At 61.5% G+C, this 19,242-nt stretch carries 13 protein-coding genes; 11 read left to right on the top strand and 2 right to left on the bottom strand.

All coding sequences use genetic code 11. The features are described 5' to 3' along the window. Positions 1–2: 2 nt before the first annotated feature. From gcvP to JBE38_RS16865, 5 genes are all read left to right on the top strand, one after another. Complete coding sequence (gene gcvP / locus JBE38_RS16885) at positions 3–2,843, top strand: aminomethyl-transferring glycine dehydrogenase (protein ID WP_205344710.1); 2,841 nt, start codon at positions 3–5, stop codon at positions 2,841–2,843. 148 nt (positions 2,844–2,991) lie between these two features. Next, a complete protein-coding gene (locus JBE38_RS16880) occupies positions 2,992–4,368 on the top strand; it encodes an L-serine ammonia-lyase (RefSeq protein WP_090368888.1) in 1,377 nt (458 codons plus the stop codon). A gap of 39 nt (positions 4,369–4,407) precedes the next feature. Next, positions 4,408–5,532, top strand: a complete 1,125-nt coding sequence (gcvT, locus tag JBE38_RS16875; protein WP_090368886.1) for a glycine cleavage system aminomethyltransferase GcvT — start codon at positions 4,408–4,410, stop codon at positions 5,530–5,532. Between the two features lie 390 nt (positions 5,533–5,922). Then, positions 5,923–6,135, top strand: coding sequence for a cold-shock protein (locus tag JBE38_RS16870; RefSeq protein WP_205344709.1), 213 nt, complete (start codon positions 5,923–5,925; stop codon positions 6,133–6,135). A 95-nt stretch (positions 6,136–6,230) separates the two neighbouring features. Further along, positions 6,231–6,719 carry an RDD family protein gene (locus JBE38_RS16865; protein WP_104994683.1) on the top strand — a complete coding sequence of 163 codons (489 nt, stop codon included), beginning with the start codon at positions 6,231–6,233 and terminating at the stop codon, positions 6,717–6,719. Positions 6,720–6,783: 64 nt separating this feature from the next. Here the strand turns inward: JBE38_RS16865 and nadA are convergent, their stop codons facing one another. Both nadA and JBE38_RS16855 read right to left on the bottom strand, forming a co-directional pair. Further along, the gene (nadA, locus tag JBE38_RS16860) at positions 6,784–7,842 is read right to left on the bottom strand and encodes a quinolinate synthase NadA (protein ID WP_060754176.1); all 1,059 of its coding nucleotides are present in this window, start codon (positions 7,840–7,842) and stop codon (positions 6,784–6,786) included. A gap of 161 nt (positions 7,843–8,003) precedes the next feature. Further along, complete coding sequence (locus JBE38_RS16855) at positions 8,004–8,411, bottom strand: hypothetical protein (RefSeq protein WP_205344708.1); 408 nt, start codon at positions 8,409–8,411, stop codon at positions 8,004–8,006. A gap of 133 nt (positions 8,412–8,544) precedes the next feature. On the opposite strand from JBE38_RS16855, the gene JBE38_RS16850 reads away from it, so the two are divergent. The 6 genes from JBE38_RS16850 (at position 8,545) to pstB (ending at position 19,197) form a co-directional block, all read left to right on the top strand. Beyond that, positions 8,545–10,257: a ShlB/FhaC/HecB family hemolysin secretion/activation protein gene (locus JBE38_RS16850; protein WP_446731249.1), complete on the top strand. Its 1,713-nt coding sequence runs from the start codon at positions 8,545–8,547 to the stop codon at positions 10,255–10,257. Positions 10,258–10,356: 99 nt separating this feature from the next. Next, complete coding sequence (locus tag JBE38_RS16845; protein ID WP_205344707.1) at positions 10,357–15,300, top strand: hemagglutinin repeat-containing protein; 4,944 nt, start codon at positions 10,357–10,359, stop codon at positions 15,298–15,300. A gap of 172 nt (positions 15,301–15,472) precedes the next feature. Continuing rightward, positions 15,473–16,489 carry a phosphate ABC transporter substrate-binding protein PstS gene (gene pstS, locus JBE38_RS16840; protein ID WP_205344706.1) on the top strand — a complete coding sequence of 339 codons (1,017 nt, stop codon included), beginning with the start codon at positions 15,473–15,475 and terminating at the stop codon, positions 16,487–16,489. A 64-nt stretch (positions 16,490–16,553) separates the two neighbouring features. Beyond that, positions 16,554–17,549, top strand: a complete 996-nt coding sequence (pstC, locus tag JBE38_RS16835) for a phosphate ABC transporter permease subunit PstC (RefSeq protein ID WP_205344705.1) — start codon at positions 16,554–16,556, stop codon at positions 17,547–17,549. Further along, complete coding sequence (gene pstA, locus JBE38_RS16830; RefSeq protein WP_090368874.1) at positions 17,546–18,418, top strand: phosphate ABC transporter permease PstA; 873 nt, start codon at positions 17,546–17,548, stop codon at positions 18,416–18,418. Before pstC ends, pstA begins: the two co-directional genes overlap by 4 nt. Further along, entirely contained in the window at positions 18,418–19,197 is a 780-nt protein-coding gene (gene pstB / locus JBE38_RS16825; RefSeq protein WP_090368872.1) for a phosphate ABC transporter ATP-binding protein PstB, read from the top strand. Before pstA ends, pstB begins: the two co-directional genes overlap by 1 nt. Positions 19,198–19,242 lie beyond the last annotated feature (45 nt).

Raw genomic sequence — 19,242 nt, 5'->3', positions numbered from 1 at the left:
CCATGACGATCAATCTCAGCACCGCCAACGAATTCATTGCCCGCCACATCGGCCCGCGCCAGGCGGATGAGCAGCAAATGCTCGCCAGCCTGGGTTTCGATTCCCTGGAAGCCCTGAGCGCCAGCGTGATCCCGGAAAGCATCAAGGGCACCAGCGTGCTCGGCCTGGAAGATGGCCTGAGCGAGGCCGAGGCCCTGGCCAAGATCAAGGCCATCGCCGGCAAGAACCAGCTGTTCAAGACCTACATCGGCCAGGGTTACTACAACTGCCACACCCCCTCGCCGATCCTGCGCAACCTGCTGGAAAATCCGGCCTGGTACACCGCCTACACCCCCTACCAGCCGGAAATTTCCCAAGGCCGCCTGGAAGCGCTGCTGAACTTCCAGACCTTGATCAGCGACCTCACCGGCCTGCCGATCGCCAACGCCTCCCTACTCGACGAAGCCACCGCTGCCGCCGAAGCCATGACCTTCTGCAAGCGCCTGAGCAAGAACAAGGGCAGCAATGCCTTCTTTGCCTCGGTGCACAGCCATCCACAAACCCTCGACGTGCTGCGTACGCGTGCCGAGCCGCTGGGCATTGACGTGGTGGTGGGCGATGAGCGCGAACTGACCGACGTCAGCCCGTTCTTCGGCGCCCTGCTGCAATACCCGGCCAGTAACGGTGACGTGTTCGACTACCGTGAGCTGACCGAGCGCTTCCACACCGCCAACGCCCTGGTGGCCGTGGCGGCTGACCTGCTGGCCCTGACGCTGCTGACCCCACCGGGTGAGTTCGGCGCAGACGTGGCGATCGGCAGCGCACAGCGCTTCGGCGTCCCCCTGGGCTTTGGTGGCCCGCACGCGGCGTACTTCTCCACCAAGGATGCGTTCAAGCGCGATATGCCGGGGCGTCTGGTCGGCGTGTCCGTGGACCGTTTCGGCAAGCCGGCACTGCGCCTGGCCATGCAAACCCGCGAGCAACACATCCGCCGCGAAAAGGCCACCAGCAACATCTGCACCGCCCAAGTGCTGCTGGCCAACATCGCCAGCATGTACGCCGTGTACCACGGTCCAAAAGGCCTGACCCAGATCGCGCAGCGCGTTCACCAGTTGACCGCGATCCTGGCCAAGGGCCTGACCGCCCTGGGCCAACAGGTCGAACAAGCGAATTTCTTCGACACCCTGACCCTCAACACCGGCGCCAACACCGCAGCCCTGCACGACAAGGCCCGCGCCCAGCGCATCAACCTGCGTGTGGTGGATGCCGAGCGTCTGGGAGTCTCGGTGGATGAAACCACCACCCAGGCCGATATCGAAACCCTTTGGGCGATCTTCGCCGACGGCAAAGCCTTGCCGGACTTCAACGCCAGCGCTGAAAGCAGCCTGCCGGCCGCCCTGCTGCGCCAGTCGCCGATCCTCAGCCACCCGGTGTTCAACCGCTATCACTCGGAAACCGAGCTGATGCGCTACCTGCGCAAGCTGGCCGACAAGGACCTGGCACTGGATCGCACCATGATCCCGCTGGGCTCGTGCACCATGAAGCTCAATGCCGCCAGCGAAATGATCCCGGTGACCTGGGCCGAATTCGGTGGCTTGCACCCCTTCGCCCCGGCCGAACAAAGCGCCGGCTACCAGCAACTGACGTCCGAGCTGGAAGCCATGCTCTGCGCGGCCACCGGCTACGACGCGATTTCGCTGCAACCGAACGCCGGTTCCCAGGGTGAATACGCTGGCCTGCTGGCCATCCGTGCCTATCACCAAAGCCGTGGCGAAGAGCGCCGCGACATCTGCCTGATCCCCTCGTCGGCCCACGGCACCAACCCCGCGACCGCCAACATGGCCGGCATGCGCGTGGTTGTCACCGCGTGCGACGCGCGTGGCAACGTGGATATCGAAGACCTGCGGGCCAAGGCCATCGAGCATCGCGACCACCTCGCCGCGCTGATGATCACCTACCCGTCTACCCACGGCGTGTTCGAAGAAGGCATCCGCGAGATCTGCGGCATCATTCATGACAACGGCGGTCAGGTGTACATCGACGGCGCCAACATGAATGCCATGGTCGGGCTGTGCGCGCCGGGCAAGTTCGGCGGCGACGTGTCCCACCTGAACCTGCATAAAACCTTCTGCATCCCCCATGGCGGTGGCGGCCCGGGCGTTGGCCCGATTGGCGTGAAATCCCACCTGACGCCATTCCTGCCGGGCCATGCGGCCATGGAACGCAAGGAAGGTGCGGTGTGCGCGGCGCCGTTCGGCAGCGCGAGCATTTTGCCGATCACTTGGATGTACATCAGCATGATGGGCGGCGCGGGCCTCAAGCGCGCTTCGCAGTTGGCGATCCTCAACGCCAACTACATTTCCCGTCGCCTGGAAGAGCACTACCCCGTGCTGTACACCGGCAGCAACGGCCTGGTCGCGCATGAATGCATCCTGGATCTGCGCCCGCTGAAAGACAGCAGCGGCATCAGCGTGGACGACGTGGCCAAGCGCCTGATCGACTTCGGCTTCCACGCGCCGACCATGTCGTTCCCGGTCGCCGGGACCTTGATGATCGAGCCGACCGAAAGTGAATCCAAGGAAGAACTGGATCGCTTCTGCAACGCGATGATCGCCATCCGTGAAGAAATTCGCGCGGTTGAAAACGGCACCCTCGACAAGGACGACAACCCGCTCAAGAACGCGCCGCACACCGCGGCGGAACTGGTGGGTGAATGGTCGCATCCGTACAGCCGTGAACAAGCGGTGTACCCGGTGGCGTCGTTGATCGAAGGCAAGTACTGGCCACCGGTGGGTCGTGTGGACAACGTGTTTGGCGACCGTAACCTGGTGTGTGCGTGCCCTTCGATCGAGAGCTACGCATAACCGAAAGGTCAACTCGGTCCCCTGTGGGAGGGGGCTTGCTCCCGATAGCGGTGGGTCAGCTACAGATTAGCTGGCTGAACCACTGCAATCGGGAGCAAGCCCCCTCCCACACTGACCCAGCCAAATAATAAGAAACCGGAGAACAACCATGTCCCTCAGCGTGTTCGACCTGTTCAAGATTGGCATCGGCCCCTCCAGTTCCCACACCGTCGGCCCGATGCGCGCCGCCGCTCGCTTTGTCGAGGGGCTCAAGCGTGACAACCTGCTGAGTGCCACCGCCTGCGTCAAGGTGGAACTCTATGGCTCCCTCGGCGCCACCGGCAAAGGCCACGGCAGCGACAAGGCCGTGCTGCTGGGCCTGGAAGGCGAACACCCGGATACCGTGAATACCGACACTGTGGCTGCCCGCCTGGCCCACATGCGCCAAGATGGCCGCCTGAATCTGCTCGGTGAACACAGCATTGTGTTCAACGAGAAAGAACACTTGGCGATGATTCGCAAACCCCTCGCCTACCACCCCAACGGCATGATCTTTCGCGCCTTCGACGCCGCCGGCATCCAGATCCGCAGCCGCGAGTACTACTCGGTCGGTGGTGGTTTCGTGGTGGATGAAGACGCGGCCGGCGCCGACCGGATTGTCGAAGACGCCACGGCCCTGACCTTCCCGTTCAAGAACGCCAAGGAGTTGCTGGGCCATTGCACCACCTATGGGTTGTCCATCAGCCAGGTGATGTTGACCAACGAAAGTGCCTGGCGGCCCGAAGTGCAAACCCGCGTCGGCCTGCTGAAGATCTGGCAGGTGATGCAGGACTGCGTGGACGCCGGTTGTCGCAACGAAGGGATTTTGCCCGGTGGCTTGAAGGTCAAGCGCCGTGCGGCCGCCCTGCACCGGCAGTTGTGCAAGAACCCGGAGTCCTCGCTGCGCGACCCACTGTCGGTGCTCGACTGGGTCAACCTCTACGCCTTGGCGGTCAACGAAGAAAACGCCAACGGCGGGCGCGTGGTCACGGCGCCCACCAATGGTGCAGCCGGGATCGTGCCGGCGGTGCTGCATTACTACATGCGCTTTATTCCGGGCGCGAATGAAGATGGCGTGGTGCGCTTTCTGCTCACCGCCGCCGCCATCGGCATTTTGTACAAGGAAAACGCCTCGATCTCAGGCGCCGAAGTCGGTTGCCAGGGCGAGGTCGGCGTGGCCTGTTCCATGGCGGCCGGTGCGTTGTGCGAGGTATTGGGCGGCACGGTATCCCAGGTAGAAAACGCCGCCGAGATCGGGATGGAGCACAACCTCGGCCTGACCTGCGACCCGATTGGCGGGCTGGTGCAGGTGCCCTGTATCGAGCGCAACGCGATGGGCTCGGTCAAGGCGATCAATGCCGTGCGCATGGCCTTGCGTGGCGATGGGCAGCACTTTGTGTCCCTCGACAAGGTGATCCGCACCATGCGCCAGACCGGCGCCGACATGAAAAGCAAATACAAGGAAACCGCCCGTGGCGGTTTAGCCGTCAACATTATCGAGTGCTGACGCCCCACGGCGCGCCGGCACGTTTTTCAGGAGCTGAATATGTCCACCGAAACCCTGTTGAAAACCCCACTGCATGCGCTGCACATCGAACTCGGCGCACGCATGGTGCCCTTCGCCGGCTACGACATGCCGGTACAGTACCCGTTGGGCGTGATGAAGGAGCACCTGCACACCCGTGAACAGGCCGGGTTGTTCGATGTGTCCCACATGGGCCAGATCCGCCTCACCGGCGCCAATGCCGCCAAAGCCTTGGAAACCCTGGTACCGGTCGACATCATCGACCTGCCGGTCGGCATGCAACGCTACGCGATGTTCACCAATGAGCAAGGCGGCATCCTCGACGACCTGATGGTGGCCAACCTGGGTAACGACGAACTGTTCCTGGTGGTCAACGCCGCCTGCAAGGACCAGGACCTGGCGCACCTGCGCAAGCATATCGGCGAGCAGTGCAGCATCGAGCCGCTGTTCGAAGAACGCGCCCTGCTGGCCCTGCAAGGCCCGGCGGCAGTGAAGGTGTTGGCGCGCCTGGCGCCGCAGGTCACCCAGATGACTTTCATGCAGTTCGCCAGCCTGCGCCTGCTGGGCGTGGACTGCTATGTCAGTCGCTCCGGCTACACCGGTGAAGACGGCTTCGAAATCTCGGTGCCGGCCGCCAACGCTGAAAGCCTGGCCCGCAGCCTGCTGGCCGAAACCGAAATACAGCCCATCGGCCTGGGTGCCCGCGACTCGCTGCGCCTGGAAGCCGGCCTGTGCCTGTATGGCCATGACATGAACACTGACACCACGCCGATCGAAGCGAGCCTGCTGTGGGCGATCTCCAAGGCTCGTCGGGCCGACGGCGCACGTGCCGGTGGGTTCCCCGGCGCAGATCGCATCTTCACCCAGCAGCAAACCGGCGTGAGCCGCAAGCGCGTTGGCCTGCTGCCCCAGGAGCGCACACCGGTGCGTGAAGGTGCGGAAATCGTCGACGCCCACGGCACCGTGATCGGCAGCGTGTGCAGCGGTGGCTTTGGTCCAAGTTTGGGCGGCCCACTGGCCATGGGTTACCTGGACAGCACACACACCGCACTGGACACCGAAGTCTCTGCGTTGGTGCGTGGGAAAAAGGTGCCACTTCGTGTAAGTAAAATGCCATTTGTGCCACAACGTTACTATCGTGGCTGAGTGACTGTTCCTATAAGTAACGCGGTTGCGTTAACGTGCACTAAACTGTAACGCAACCGCCATAAAACAGTGCATTGACGATAGTCAATGCACTGGAAGTAAACCTATAACAAGTGATCCTTTCTATCGAATAAGCCAACCGGGCACTGTTGACCAAAGTGTCATGAAGCCAAGCAAAACCTGGGCTTTTGGCGGGGCTTGTATTTTCTGTCTTAGTTGGCGTAGAGTTTGGTTACTGTGTTTGCATGGGTCGCTTTGAACCTGGACCTGGGCAGTAGCCAAAGTTTGCTACAACCCGTTCGACGTCTCTTACTTTCCTGCAACTCAGCCCAGTACTCTTTCATGTGAAAGGGGCTGTCATTAATTTTTAGCGTCAAAGGAAAGAAGAAAATGTCTGATCGTCAGAGCGGCACCGTCAAGTGGTTTAACGACGAGAAAGGGTTTGGTTTTATCACTCCAGAAAGCGGTCCGGATCTGTTCGTGCATTTCCGCGCAATCCAGGGCAACGGCTTCAAGAGCCTGAAAGAAGGCCAGAAAGTTACCTTCATAGCCGTGCAGGGCCAGAAAGGCATGCAGGCTGATCAAGTACAAGCAGAAGGCTGATCCTTCCTGCGACAAAAAGCCCCTGATGGTGACATCAGGGGCTTTTTTATGCGCGTTTGTTCGTAGAATGGCTTTTTTATCTTGAGAGCCCTGCCATGTCCAAACCCCTGCTGAGTCCCCAAGGCGAATTCCCCGCCGTTGGCCTGGGCCGTCGACTGGCAGCAATGTTCTATGACTTCCTGCTGTGCACCGCCTTGCTGATCGTTACGGCGTTTATCTACAAGCTGGTGTGGATCGCCTTTATCGGCGAAGCCAGGATGCGCACCCTCACCGAGTCCGGGGCACTGGACGGTGACCCGTTGTTGTCGACCCTTCTGTTCTTTGTGCTGTTTGGGTTCTTCGCCAAGTTCTGGACCCATTCGGGGCAGACCCTGGGCATGCAGGTGTGGGGCGTGCGCGTACAGAACGCCGACGGCTCACGCATCAGCCTGTGGCAGGCGCTGCTGCGCTTTGTGGTCGCGATTGCTTCGTGGTTGTGCGTGGGGCTGGGGTTTGTCTGGTCGCTGTTCGACAAGCGTAAACGCAGCTGGCATGACATCTATTCGGATACGCAGTTGGTGCGAATCCCGAAGCAAAAGAAATAATCCCAGGGACACCTATCAACTGTGGGAGGGGCAAGTCCCCTCCCACAGTTTGACCCGACTCAAGTCAGGCGTTACCGGCCAGTTTGAGACGCGCTGCCTGGGTGAAATCCAGCATGCGCTTGAGCGGCCGCACGGCCTGCGGGATCACCGAAGGCTCGACGAAGATCTCATTGCTGCCCTCACGCAGGCATTGCAGCGTGCGTTCCAGCGTGTTCATCGCCATCCATGGGCAGTGTGCGCAACTACGGCACGCGGCACCGTTGCCGGCGGTAGGCGCTTCGACAAAGACCTTGTCCGGGCACAGCTGCTGCATCTTGTAGAAGATGCCGCGGTCGGTGGCGACGATAAAGGTCTTGTTCGGCAAACGCTGGGCAGCGGCAATCAGTTGGCTGGTCGACCCCACGGCGTCGGCCAGCTCGATCACCGACGTCGGCGACTCCGGGTGCACCAGGATGGCGGCATCCGGGTACAACGCCTTCATGTCCTCCAATTGCTTGGACTTGAACTCTTCGTGGACGATGCAGGCACCGTCCCACAGCAGCATGTCGGCCCCGGTCTGGCGCTGGATGTAGGTGCCCAGGTGCTTGTCCGGCCCCCAGATGATCGTCTCGCCGTTGTCCATCAGGCTTTCGACGATTTCCAGCGCGCAACTTGAAGTCACGACCCAGTCCGCCCGGGCCTTGACCGCCGCCGAGGTGTTGGCATACACCACCACGGTGCGCTCGGGATGCTGATCGCAGAACGCCGAAAACTCATCCACCGGGCAGCCCAGGTCCAGGGAGCACGTGGCTTCCAGGGTCGGCATGAGAATGCGTTTTTCAGGGGTGAGGATTTTCGCGGTCTCGCCCATGAAACGCACACCGGCGACCAGTACGGTCTTGGCCGGGTGAGCGGCACCGAAGCGGGCCATTTCCAGGGAGTCGGAAACGCAGCCACCGGTTTCTTCGGCCAGGGCCTGAATCACCGGGTCACAATAGAAGTGGGCAACCAGCACCGCGTCTTGAGCTTTAAGCTCAGCGGCGATGGCGGTTCGCAGGCTCGCCTCTTCATCGGCGCTAAGGGCCTTGGGCTGCTTGGCGTCGAGGTGGGCTTGAACCAGTAGGCGTTCGGAAATTTGCGTCATGTTCGCAAGACCTGCAGGCGCAGTTGCGCGAAAGTCGAGTGTACCACCGGCTCTGGAGCCCTTCGGGCACCGCCGGACGAAGTGATTGTATTCATCAAGCACGGGTGAAGCTGCGCAAGGCTACAGAATATCCAATGGATTCAAAAGCCTAATCTGGCTTTCTAAAGGCGCGCCTGTCGGGCAATAACGGCGGGGCCATCCTGCAGCAGAATCGAGTCTTGCAGACTGGCCGGGATTTCCTGGGATTTTTTGCCGGCCCGGGCCGCATGCTCAAGCAGCGTCAGGTAATCGCGCCTGGACGAACCTCCGAAATTGACAGCGCGGGCGGCAACATTGACGCAAAAGAGCCATGTCCAAACTGGCTGATTGCCGTAGCCCTGCTCAGAAGCGGCAAGCAGTGGGTCAGCACACTGCCGATAAACGCGGCGATTAAGATGATTCAACGCAACAATCAAAACCACCCCGCAAGCTACTTCCCGCCAGACCCTCCCGAGAACAAAGACCAAAAAGGCATAAACCCAGCCTGAGCGCACCAAAACTGTGCGATTTTTTACTAAATAACGCGGCATTCCTCACGTTTTTTGCAATAAATCCTACAACCCATGTAACAATTCGTTTAATGATGGCTCAAGTATGGCAAGTCCCCCGGCTTCACGATTTGGCTCAGGGGCATCGTTTGTGTGATTACGTTAAGGAAGTCGAGTGCCGAGTCAGCCCTCAACCGAACGCCTGCGGGGTATCCAGAAACTGGGCATCGCCCTGCTCTGCCTGTGCGCGCTGCCGGCAGGTGCCGCCGATGGGCCGCAGCCCGATCTGGAAGCCCTGCGTTTGCAGCAACAACAACAGCGCGACCTGCAGCAATTACAACTGGAACAGCGCCAGCGCCAACTGCAACGCGGCAGTTTCGCTCCCGTCGTGGCCACGCCGGCCATGCCTGCGACCGCCAAAGATGAGCGTTGCTGGCCCCTGAGCGGCACGCGCCTGGCTGGTGTCACCTTGTTCAGCAAGGCGCAGTTGAACAAACGCATCGAACCCTACGTGGCCCCCTGCATGGGCGTCGCCCAGATCAACCGCCTGTTGGCCGAGATTACCCGCCTGTATGTCGACGCCGGCTACATCGCCAGTCGTCCGTACCTGGTCAGTCAGCCGACCGCCGGCCAGCCGCTGGCGATTCACGTCGAAGAAGGCTACCTCGAAGCCATCGAGCTGGCCGACCAGAGCCTGCCGGTGTCGCTGGGCGGAGCGTTCCCCGGCATGCTGGGCAAGCCGCTGAACCTGCGCGACCTGGAACAGGGCCTGGACCAACTCAACCGCCTGCGCTCGGTCGACCTCACCGCCGACATCGCACCAGGCAGCGCGCCCGGCGCCTCGCGCATCCTCCTGCGCCCACGCAGCAGCGCCTCGCGCTGGGCGCTGGGGCTTGGGCTGGATAACCTCGGCAGCGCCGGCACCGGGCGCGATCGCAACGCCGTCAACCTGAACCTGGACAGCCCGCTGGAGCTCAACGACTCGCTCAACCTGAGCTTCAGCGACACCCTCAACCATGGCCCGCGCTACAGCCGCAGTCACAGTCTGTTTTATTCGATCCCCTACGGGTACTGGACCTACAGCCTGTTCGCCAGCCATGTCGAATACCGCTCGCCCTATACCGTCGGCCGCACGACGCTCTACAACGGCGGGCGCACCGATCAGGTCAGCCTGCGCAGCGACCGGGTGTTGTGGCGCGACCAGGGCCATCAACTCAGCGCCAACCTGCAATTGGCCTACAAGGACGTGGACAGCTACCTGCAAAAAGCCCATCTGGAGATTCAGAGCCCCACGCTGACCGTGGCCCAGGCCGGGGTGAACCTGTTCTGGCTCAACAGCGCCGTGTGGAACCTCGACGTCAATTACGCCCAGGGCCTGACCTGGTTCGGCGCTGATCGTGACGCTGACTCAACACAGAAGAATCTGCCCAAGGCGCAATTTCACAAGTACCGCGCCAACCTGACCCAATGGCGCAACGGCCAATGGGGCGGGCAACCGTGGCAGTGGCATAGCCAGTTGTCCGCGCAATACAGCCCCGACGCGTTGCCCGCTATTGAACAACTGCTGGGCACCGACGATTCGGCGGTACGTGGCTATCGCGAAAACAGTGCGTCCGGCGCCATCGGCGCGCTGTGGCGCAACACCCTGAGCCTGCCGCTCAACAACAACCTTCCAGTGAAGATCACCCCGCGACTTGGCCTCGACAACGGCTGGGTCAAGCGCGAACACGGTGCCCCGGGCCAACGCCTGAGCGGTGCCAGTGCCGGGCTCAACCTGAGCTGGAAGAACGTACAGCTCGACTTCGATTACCAACGCAGCCTCAACACACCCGCAGGTTTCGGCCAGGAGCCCGAAGTCTGGCTGACACGCCTCAGCCTGCAGATTTAACCCGGATCAGCCTGAAACAACCGCTGTACCTGACCACCACAGTGACGTTGCAACGAACAACGCACGTTGCGGATCAGCCAACACAGAGCGAAATTTTATATGCCCAATGACACCCCCGCGTTTCACCTCTCTCCCCAGGGCAAACTGCGCTGGGCCATCGCCAGCCTGTTCCTGCTGCCCCAACTGGTACTGGCCGGTGGCGTGATCGTCGCCGAAGGGCCCGGCGGTACACCGCAACTGCAAAACCAGGGCGGCGTGCCGATCGTCAACATCGTCGCACCGAATGCCGGCGGCCTGTCGCATAACCAGTTCCTGGACTACAACGTCGACCGCCAGGGCCTGGTGTTGAACAATGCCTTGCAGGCCGGCCAATCCCAGCTCGCCGGGCAGTTGGCGGCCAACCCGCAGTTCCAGGGCCGGGCGGCCAGCGTGATCCTCAATGAAGTGATCAGCCGCAACGCCTCGAACCTCAACGGCGCCCAGGAAATTTTCGGCCACGCCGCCGATTACGTGCTGGCCAACCCGAACGGTATTTCCGTGAATGGCGGCAGTTTCATCAACACCCCGAATGCCAACCTGGTGGTGGGCCACCCAGAACTCAACGACGGCAAACTGCAAGCCCTGAGCACCCGCGACGCCCACGGCCAACTGACGGTGCACGGCCAGGGCCTGCAAAACCGCGAAGGCTCGATCAACCTGATCGCGCCGCGCATTGACAGCGACGGTCGCCTCAGCGCCCGTGACCAATTGAACCTGACGGTCGGCCGCAACCAGGTCGACTTCGCCAGTGGGCAAGTCCGCCAGGTGGACCCGGCCGGCAAGGCCCAGGACCAGCGTATCGACGCCAGCCTGTTCGGTGCGATGCAGGCCGGGCGCATCAATATCATCAGCACCGCCGAAGGCGCGGGCGTGCGGGTGGGTGGGGTGCAAGTGCAAGGCCGCGACGGTGTGAAGATCAGCTCGGCCGGCGACCTCGATATCAGCGGGCAGGTCCACGCCAACAGCCTCGACGCTACCCGTGCCGGCGTGCAGAGTCATCAGGGCGATGTGGACGTGCAGGCGACCCGGGACTTGAGCCTGGCCGCCGCCGATGTCGGCGGGCGTAATGTCAAACTCGATGCCGGACGCAACCTGACCCTCAGCAGCCTGGAAAGCCGCAAGCTCCAGCAAAAGCGTGAGCAGTGGGACAACAGCAACTTCCTGTTCACCTACGAAACCTACGACCGCACCACCACCGACAACGACTCGCGCCAGCACGGCAATAACGTCGTCGCCCAGCAGGATGCTGCGCTGTCGTCCGGCGCCACCACCCAGATCAACGCCAGCCATGTGAACGCAGGGGCGGACTTGCGCGTCAACAGCGGCGCCGACCTGCAGGTGAATGCCGCCACCGAAACCCACGAAACCACCGATCAAGGCAAACATCGCAAGCACCTGTGGACAGCCAACTGGGACAAGTCCACCCGCGAACAACGCAGCGTCACCAGCAACCTCAAGGCCGGCAAGGCGCTGGAACTGAACAGCCAACAGACCCTGCAATTGCAAGGCGCCGAGCTGAAAACCCCTGGCGACATTCAATTGGCCGCCCGCCACGTGGCTATCACCAGCGCCAGCCGCACCCAGAGCAGCAGCGACAATGCGTACTCCGGCGACCTAGTCGGCGGCAGCTTCTTCGGCCAGAACGGCGATGGCAACCAAGGCAAGACCTTGAACACCGCGAGCCAGGTGAATGCCGACGGCAAGTTGATCGTCAAGGCGGACGACGTCCGCATCAGTGGCAGCCAGGCGCGGGGCGGCAAACAGGCCAGTGTCATCAGTGACAAGGGCTCGCTGGTGATCGACGGCGTACAGAACACCTCCCACGACAATCGCTACAGCAACGACAGCAAGTTCTTCGGTATCTCCAAAGATGAAAGCCGCAAGAACCTCAAGGACAGCACGGTCGTCGCCAGCCACCTGCGCTCGGACAGCAACCTGAAGCTGCAAAGCGCCAAGGACATCGAAGTCAGCGGCTCAAAAGTCTCGGCCGCCGCTGAACTGCAGGCCGATGCCAAGGGTGATATCAAGATCGCGTCGGCTGAAAATACCGCCCACGACACAACCGACACGCACACGCGCGGTTTTGCTGCTTACGCCAAGGAAACGGCCCCTGGCACCCGCCAGTACCGGGCGGGCGTGAACTATGCAGACCAGCAGCAAACCCGCAAGACCGACACCACCCGGCAGCAGGCGTCCAGCCTCAGCGGCGACAGCCTGGTCGTGACGGCCGGGGGCGATGTGAGCATCAAGGGTTCGGACCTCAAGGCCACCGACGGCGATGCAACCTTGAGCGGTAAAAATGTCGAACTGTTGGCGACCGACGACACCGTCCACAGCGACACGGACAAGACCACCCTCGGCGGTGGCGTCTACTACACCGGCGGCCTGGACAGAGCCGGTAACGGCGCACAGTTCAGCCATCAAAGCAGCCATGACACCCGCAGCACGACCACGGCGCAAACCAGCAGCCTGGCGGCGACGGGCAAACTGACCGTCAACGCCGGCAACACCCTCACCAGCCAGGGCGCACAGGTCAAGGCCGGTTCCGAGTTGCAGGTCAACGCCGGCCAGGTCGATAACCAGGCGGCGCACAACAGCCAGACCAGCACCCACAAGGAGAATGGCTGGACAGCCGACATCGGCGCCAATCTCGAATACCGAGGCCTCACCCGGCCAATCGAAAAAGCCGTCGAAGGGGTAGCCCAGGCCAAATTCCATCAGCCTGGCCTGCTGGATGCGCTCGAACAACCCAACGTCGGGCTGGATGTGGAAGTCGGCCATACCCACAAGACCGGCACACAGCAGGACAGCACAGCGGTGGTCAGCCAGTTCAGTGGCGGTGCGGTGCAGGTCAACGTCGCGGGTAAATTGCAGGATGAAGGTACTCAATACCAGACCACCCAGGGCGCGCTGAAGATCCAGGCTGACGAGCATGTCGCCACGGCGGCGACCGATACCCACAGCAATAGCGAGCAGGGTGTAGACGCCAAGGTTGGCGTACGGGTCTATACCACCACCGGTGAAGACCTGAACGTGCGAGGCAGCGGCAGTGGCGGCAGCAGCGATGTGCGCGAATCGCGCAGCACAGCGGTGGTTGGCAGCTACGTCGCCACTCAAGGCGTTAACATCGAGGCCAAGGGCGACGCGCGGTATGCAGGCAGTCAATTCGATGGCGGCCAGGCGGGCGTCAACCTCAAGACGGGCGGTGAATTGGCGCTGAATCAGGCCAACGACAGCCAACGTACAGCCAGCAACAGCCTGCGCGGCAGTGGTTCGCTGACGGTCGGCACGGCGCCAGGCACCAGCGGTACCAACGTCAACCTCGGTGCCGGCGTGCAACTGGACCACAAACAGCTGGACACGCAGGACAGCCAGGCCCGGGTTGCAACGATTCAGGGCAGCGGTCCGATCCAACTCAGCAGCGCCGGCGACATGACCCTGCAAGGCACCCGGATCGGTAGCAGCACCGATAAAACCGGCGACATCAGCCTCAGTGCCGGCGGCAAGCTGGACCTGCAAGCCGCCACCCACACCCATCTGAGCCATGGCAACAACCTGGGCGGCGGCCTGACCGTCGGCGCCGGCAAGACCAGCAGCGCCGAAAGCAGCAGCACGACCGGCAGCCTGAGCGCCAATTTCAACCTGGGCAAGGTGGCGGAAAATGATAGCGGCGTGAGCGTCGGGCAGTTGCACAGCAACGGCAATGTCGCCCTGCACAGTGGCGCCGACGCAACCGATGCCATCCACTTGCAAGGCACTCAGGTGACGGCGGCCAGCGTCAATCTCACTGCGCAAAACGGCGGCATCCTGCAAGAGTCGGCGCAATCCACGCAGGCCCACAACAGTTGGGGCGTGACCCTGGGCGCGGGCGGCAGTGGCGGAACAACCACCTTGGCCGATGCCGGTGAGCACGACACCCCCAAGACCCAGCACGGCATCAATGCGCGGGCCAAGGTCGACGTAGATCACCTGCAAGGCACCACGCAACACAACAGCCTGGTCAAGGCGGCTAACGTGGTCATCGACAGTGCCGGTGATACCCGCCTGGCAGGGGCACGTATCGAAGCCGATCAGGTGAGTGGCAACGTGGGCGGCGACCTCATCGTCGAGAGCCGCAAGGACCAGGTCAACAGCACCCAGGTCAATGTCGACGCCAAGCTCGATGTCGAGAAGAACCAGCCCGGCGTGGTCAACAAGCTGGCCAAGGCCACCGGCCCGCTCAAGGATAAGGTGCAAGCCAAGGCCGAGAGCACTTTCGACAAGCACCGGGAGAAGCTCGAGAACGCAGTCGACAAAGGCGTCGACCACCTGGCGTCGGCCAAGGACAGCGTGGTCAACGCCAAGGAACGTTTGGCTGAAAAACTCACGCGCAGCGGCAGTTACGACGTCAACCCCGAGCCCCGCGGAGCCTTCGGCACTCGCGTGGACCAAGCCAAGGCCTACCTCGCCGACAAGAAGGATGCGTTGGGGACTCGCCTGTCCAGCTTCAAAGACAAGGTTTGGCCAAAAACCAGTGACAGCTACACCGTCAGCGGCAAGAACACCACCGGCAGCTCGGTAGCTGATACCACGCAAAACGTGCTATTCGGTGATAAGAGCGGCAACACCAACTACACCCCAACGCTGAATCTGGACGTCAGCCATGTGGTCAAGGACAGCGTCGCTCAGGCATCGGGCATTCTCGGTACCCACGGCGTCAGCCTGCAGGTGAATGGCGATACTCGCCTCACAGGCAGCCGGATCAGCGCGCAGAACGGCATGGTCGATCTGGGGTGGTCCACGGTCACGGCGACAACCTTGGCAGGTAGCGACTATCGCGCCGATCTCGGGCTGAATCTGTCGAAGTCACCGGTCAACCTGCTGTTGGGTGCCAAGGACGAACTGACGCAGAAACAGGACGACGCCACGCGCAAGGATCAGGCATTCAACCTGGGGCCGCTGCGGGTCGGCGGGCACAGTGATAGCCAGGCGTTGCAGGCCGGGATTGATCAGGGCATCAACTAAGTAGCACTGCTTCGGTGGAAATGGGCAAGCCTGGCTCCACCGAAGCAAACATTTCTAAATGTTTCTTCATAAAGCCAATGGGTCATTAAACAGACATATATCAGGAATTAAATCGTCACGTCTTAGACAGGTGGACCCTTCCACTTACCCCTTCCCACGAGGTGTTGTCGTGATGTTGCCGACTAAAAAAAGTCTGTCTGTTTTGTTGACCACCCTGTGCCTGAGCGGCGTGGCCCACGCCACTGACGTGACCGGTGCCGGCTCCAGTTTCGTCTACCCGGTGCTGTCCAAGTGGTCCCAGGACTACAGCAAAACCTCCAGCAACCGTATCAACTATCAATCGATTGGCTCCGGTGGCGGCATTGCCCAGATCAAGGCAGCGACCGTTGACTTCGGTGCTTCCGACGCCCCGCTGTCGGCCGAAGATCTCAAAACCGCCGGCCTGGGCCAGTTCCCCAGCGTGATCGGCGGTATTGTCCCGGTAATGAACGTCGAAGGCCTGACGGCAGGTCAGCTTAAGCTCGACGGCGATACCCTGGCGAAAATTTTCCTCGGTGATATCAAGGCCTGGAACGACCCGGCCATTGCAGCGCTTAACCCCGGCGTGAAACTGCCAAGCGCAAACATCACCGTCGTGCACCGCTCCGACGGCTCCGGTACTTCGTACAACTTCACCAACTACCTGGCCAAAGTCAGCGACAGCTGGAAAACCAAAGTGGGTTTCGGCACCACCGTACCCTGGCCGGTCGGCGTTGGCGGCAAGGGCAACGAAGGCGTTTCGGCCTACGTGAAGCAGATCAAGAACTCGATCGGCTTTGTGGAATACGCCTACGCCCTGCAGAACAAGATGGCCTACGCCTCGCTGAAGAATGCTTCAGGCAAGTTCGTCGAACCTGACGCCAAGGCGTTCCAGGCCGCAGCCGATACCGCCGACTGGGCCGGCGCCAAGGACTTCAACCTGATCATGACCAACGCGCCGGGCGAAGGCGCGTGGCCGATCACGGCTACCACCTGGATCATCATGTACAAGCAGCCCAAGAATGCCGAACAAAGCCAGGCAGCCTTCAACTTCTTCAAGTGGTCCCTGGAAAAAGGCCAGCAACAGGCCGCAGCGCTGGATTACGTAGCACTGCCGTCCTCCCTGGTGACGCGAATCGAAGATTACTGGAAGTCTGACTTCACTCACTGATTCGCCCTGCAACCCCTTCCTCCTTCACTTGCGGTGATCGAGGAAGGCGGTGAGTACATCTGATATGAACGACACGGTCCAACCCCTGGTTATGCCTACTCACGCGAGCGACACACGGGGCGACAGCCGCGCCGCCCGCGATCAACGCCACGACCTGTGGTTCAAGCGCTCGATGTTTGGCGCAGCCATGCTGGTGTTGGTGTTGCTTGGCGCCATTGCAGCCTCCACGCTCTGGGGCGGAGGCTTGGCGTTCAAGACCTTCGGTTTCGATTTCCTTACCAGCACCGAGTGGGATGCCGTCAATAACCACTTTGGTGCCGTGGTGCCGATTTACGGCACGCTGGTCACCTCGTTCCTGGCTTTGCTGATCGCTGTTCCGGTGAGTTTCGGCATTGCGATTTTTCTCACAGAGGTCGCGCCGCCCTGGCTGAAGATGCCGGTGGCATCGGCCATCGAATTACTGGCGGGTATTCCTTCGATCATCTTTGGCATGTGGGGCCTGTTCGTGTTCGGGCCCTTTATGGCCGAACATCTCTCGCCGCTGATCAACGACTACCTGGGTGCCCTGCCCTTTGTCGGCTCGCTGTTCCAGGGCCCGCCACTGGGGATCGGCATGCTGACCGCCGGCATCGTGCTGGCGGTGATGATCATGCCGTTTATCACGTCGGTGATGCATGAAGTGTTTCGCAGCGTGCCCACGCAATTGAAAGAATCGGCCTACGCCTTGGGCAGCACCACTTGGGAAGTGGTGTGGGACATCGTCCTGCCCTATACGCGCTCGGCAGTGGTCGGCGGCATCTTCCTCGGCCTGGGCCGCGCCCTTGGCGAGACCATGGCCGTCACCTTCGTACTGGGCAACGCGCAACAGTTTTCCGCCTCACTGTTGATGCCCAGCAGTTCGATTGCGTCGGTGATCGCCAATGAATTCAGCGAGGCCTACACCGACCTGCACCGTTCCGCGCTGATCGCCCTGGGCTTCCTGCTGTTTATCGTGACCTTCGTCGTGCTGGCGGCGGCGCGCTTGCTGCTGATGCGCCTGTCACGCAAGGAGGGCCTATGAACACCAACGAACGCCTGTATCGCAGACGTGCGCTGAAAAACGCCGTGGCCATGTTCCTCAGCTGCGGCGCGACAGCCTTCGGTTTGCTGTGGCTGGCGTGGATTCTGCTGACCACCGTTATCAATGGCTTCCAGGCCCTCAACCTGCGCCTGTTTACCCAGATGACGCCACCACCCGGTACCGAAGGTGGCTTGGCCAACGCGTTTTACGGCAGTGCGCTGATGTCCGGGATTGCCTTGCTGATCGGCACGCCCATCGGGTTGATGGCCGGTATCTGGCTGGCAGAATTCGCACGGCATTCGCGCCTGGGCACCACGGTGCGCTTTATCAACGACATCCTGCTGTCGGCCCCGTCCATCGTGCTGGGGTTGTTTGTCTATACCGCCGTTATTCTGCCGCTGAACCAACTGAGCCATCACCAACTGGGGTTTTCCGCGATCGCTGGTGCCTTGGCCCTGGCACTGCTGGTGATTCCAGTGGTGGTGCGCACCACCGATGAAATGCTTCAGTTGCAACCCTCGACCCTGCGCGAAGCGGCCCTGGCGCTCGGTGTGCCGCAGTGGAAGTTGACACTGCAGATCGTGTTGCGAGCGGCCAAGGCCGGTGTCGTCACCGGCATCCTGCTCGCGCTGGCCAGGATCACCGGGGAAACCGCGCCCCTGTTGTTCACCGCCTTCGGCAACCAGTTCTGGAGCAGCAACCTGCTCAAGCCGATCGCCAGCGTCCCGGTGGTTATCTTCCAGTACGCCATGAGCCCATTCGACGACTGGCACTCACTCGCCTGGGCCGGCGCCCTGGTCCTGACGCTGTTCGTGCTGGTACTCAGCCTGATATCTCGCCTGATTCTTTTACGCAATAGGTCCCACTGATGGACACCACCCGTATCGAACCCGAAAAAACCAAAATCCAAGTCCGCGGGCTGGAGTTTTTCTACAACCAGCAACGCTCCCTGAAATCCATCGACATGGATATCCTGGAAAAACGCATCACCGCCATTATCGGTCCTTCGGGCTGCGGCAAATCCACGCTGTTGCGCGTGTTCAACCGCATCTACTCGATGTACCCCAAGCAAGAGGCCCGTGGCGAAGTGTTGCTCAATAACGAGAACATCCTCGCCCCCGGCTACTCGATGAACCGCCTGCGCAGTCACGTCGGCATGGTGTTCCAGAAACCCGTGCCCTTTCCGATGTCGATCTACGACAACATTGCCTACGCCGTACGCCACCACGAAAAGCTCTCACGGCGGGAAATGGATGAACGCGTCGAGCAGGCCCTGCGCGGCGGCGCCCTGTGGGATGAAGTGAAGGACAAACTCAACCAAAGCGCACAAAGCCTCTCCGGCGGCCAGCAACAGCGGTTGTGCATCGCCCGCACCATCGCGCTGCGCCCGCAGGTATTGCTGCTGGACGAGCCCACTTCGGCACTCGACCCGATCTCCACCGGGCGCATCGAGCAACTGATCACCGAACTGAAGACCCAATACACAGTGATCATCGTGACCCACAACATGCAGCAAGCGGCGCGGGTATCGGACAACACCGCGTTCATGTTCATGGGGGAACTGATTGAGTATGGCAATACCGATGAAATCTTCACCAAGCCCAGGATGAAGCAGACGGAGGACTATATTACCGGGCGGTTTGGCTGAAACCCTGCGCGCCGCCCATTGCAGGCGGCGCTTATTCACAAGGCA

The sequence above is a fragment of the Pseudomonas sp. ICBG1301 genome, from assembly GCF_016918385.1.
Lineage (GTDB): Bacteria > Pseudomonadota > Gammaproteobacteria > Pseudomonadales > Pseudomonadaceae > Aquipseudomonas > Aquipseudomonas palleroniana.
Note: the sequence above shows the minus strand (reverse complement) of the source record. Positions and strands in the feature narration are given on the sequence as shown.

What these genes read in the sequence shown, in the direction of transcription:
- gcvP (WP_205344710.1), top strand. Translation starts at nt 3, where the DNA reads ATGACGATCAATCTCAGCACCGCCAACGAATTCATTGCCCGCCACATC.
- JBE38_RS16880 (WP_090368888.1), top strand. Translation starts at nt 2,992, where the DNA reads ATGTCCCTCAGCGTGTTCGACCTGTTCAAGATTGGCATCGGCCCCTCC.
- gcvT (WP_090368886.1), top strand. Translation starts at nt 4,408, where the DNA reads ATGTCCACCGAAACCCTGTTGAAAACCCCACTGCATGCGCTGCACATC.
- JBE38_RS16870 (WP_205344709.1), top strand. Translation starts at nt 5,923, where the DNA reads ATGTCTGATCGTCAGAGCGGCACCGTCAAGTGGTTTAACGACGAGAAA.
- JBE38_RS16865 (WP_104994683.1), top strand. Translation starts at nt 6,231, where the DNA reads ATGTCCAAACCCCTGCTGAGTCCCCAAGGCGAATTCCCCGCCGTTGGC.
- nadA (WP_060754176.1), bottom strand. Translation starts at nt 7,842, where the DNA reads ATGACGCAAATTTCCGAACGCCTACTGGTTCAAGCCCACCTCGACGCC.
- JBE38_RS16855 (WP_205344708.1), bottom strand. Translation starts at nt 8,411, where the DNA reads ATGCCGCGTTATTTAGTAAAAAATCGCACAGTTTTGGTGCGCTCAGGC.
- JBE38_RS16845 (WP_205344707.1), top strand. Translation starts at nt 10,357, where the DNA reads ATGCCCAATGACACCCCCGCGTTTCACCTCTCTCCCCAGGGCAAACTG.
- pstS (WP_205344706.1), top strand. Translation starts at nt 15,473, where the DNA reads ATGTTGCCGACTAAAAAAAGTCTGTCTGTTTTGTTGACCACCCTGTGC.
- pstC (WP_205344705.1), top strand. Translation starts at nt 16,554, where the DNA reads ATGAACGACACGGTCCAACCCCTGGTTATGCCTACTCACGCGAGCGAC.
- pstA (WP_090368874.1), top strand. Translation starts at nt 17,546, where the DNA reads ATGAACACCAACGAACGCCTGTATCGCAGACGTGCGCTGAAAAACGCC.
- pstB (WP_090368872.1), top strand. Translation starts at nt 18,418, where the DNA reads ATGGACACCACCCGTATCGAACCCGAAAAAACCAAAATCCAAGTCCGC.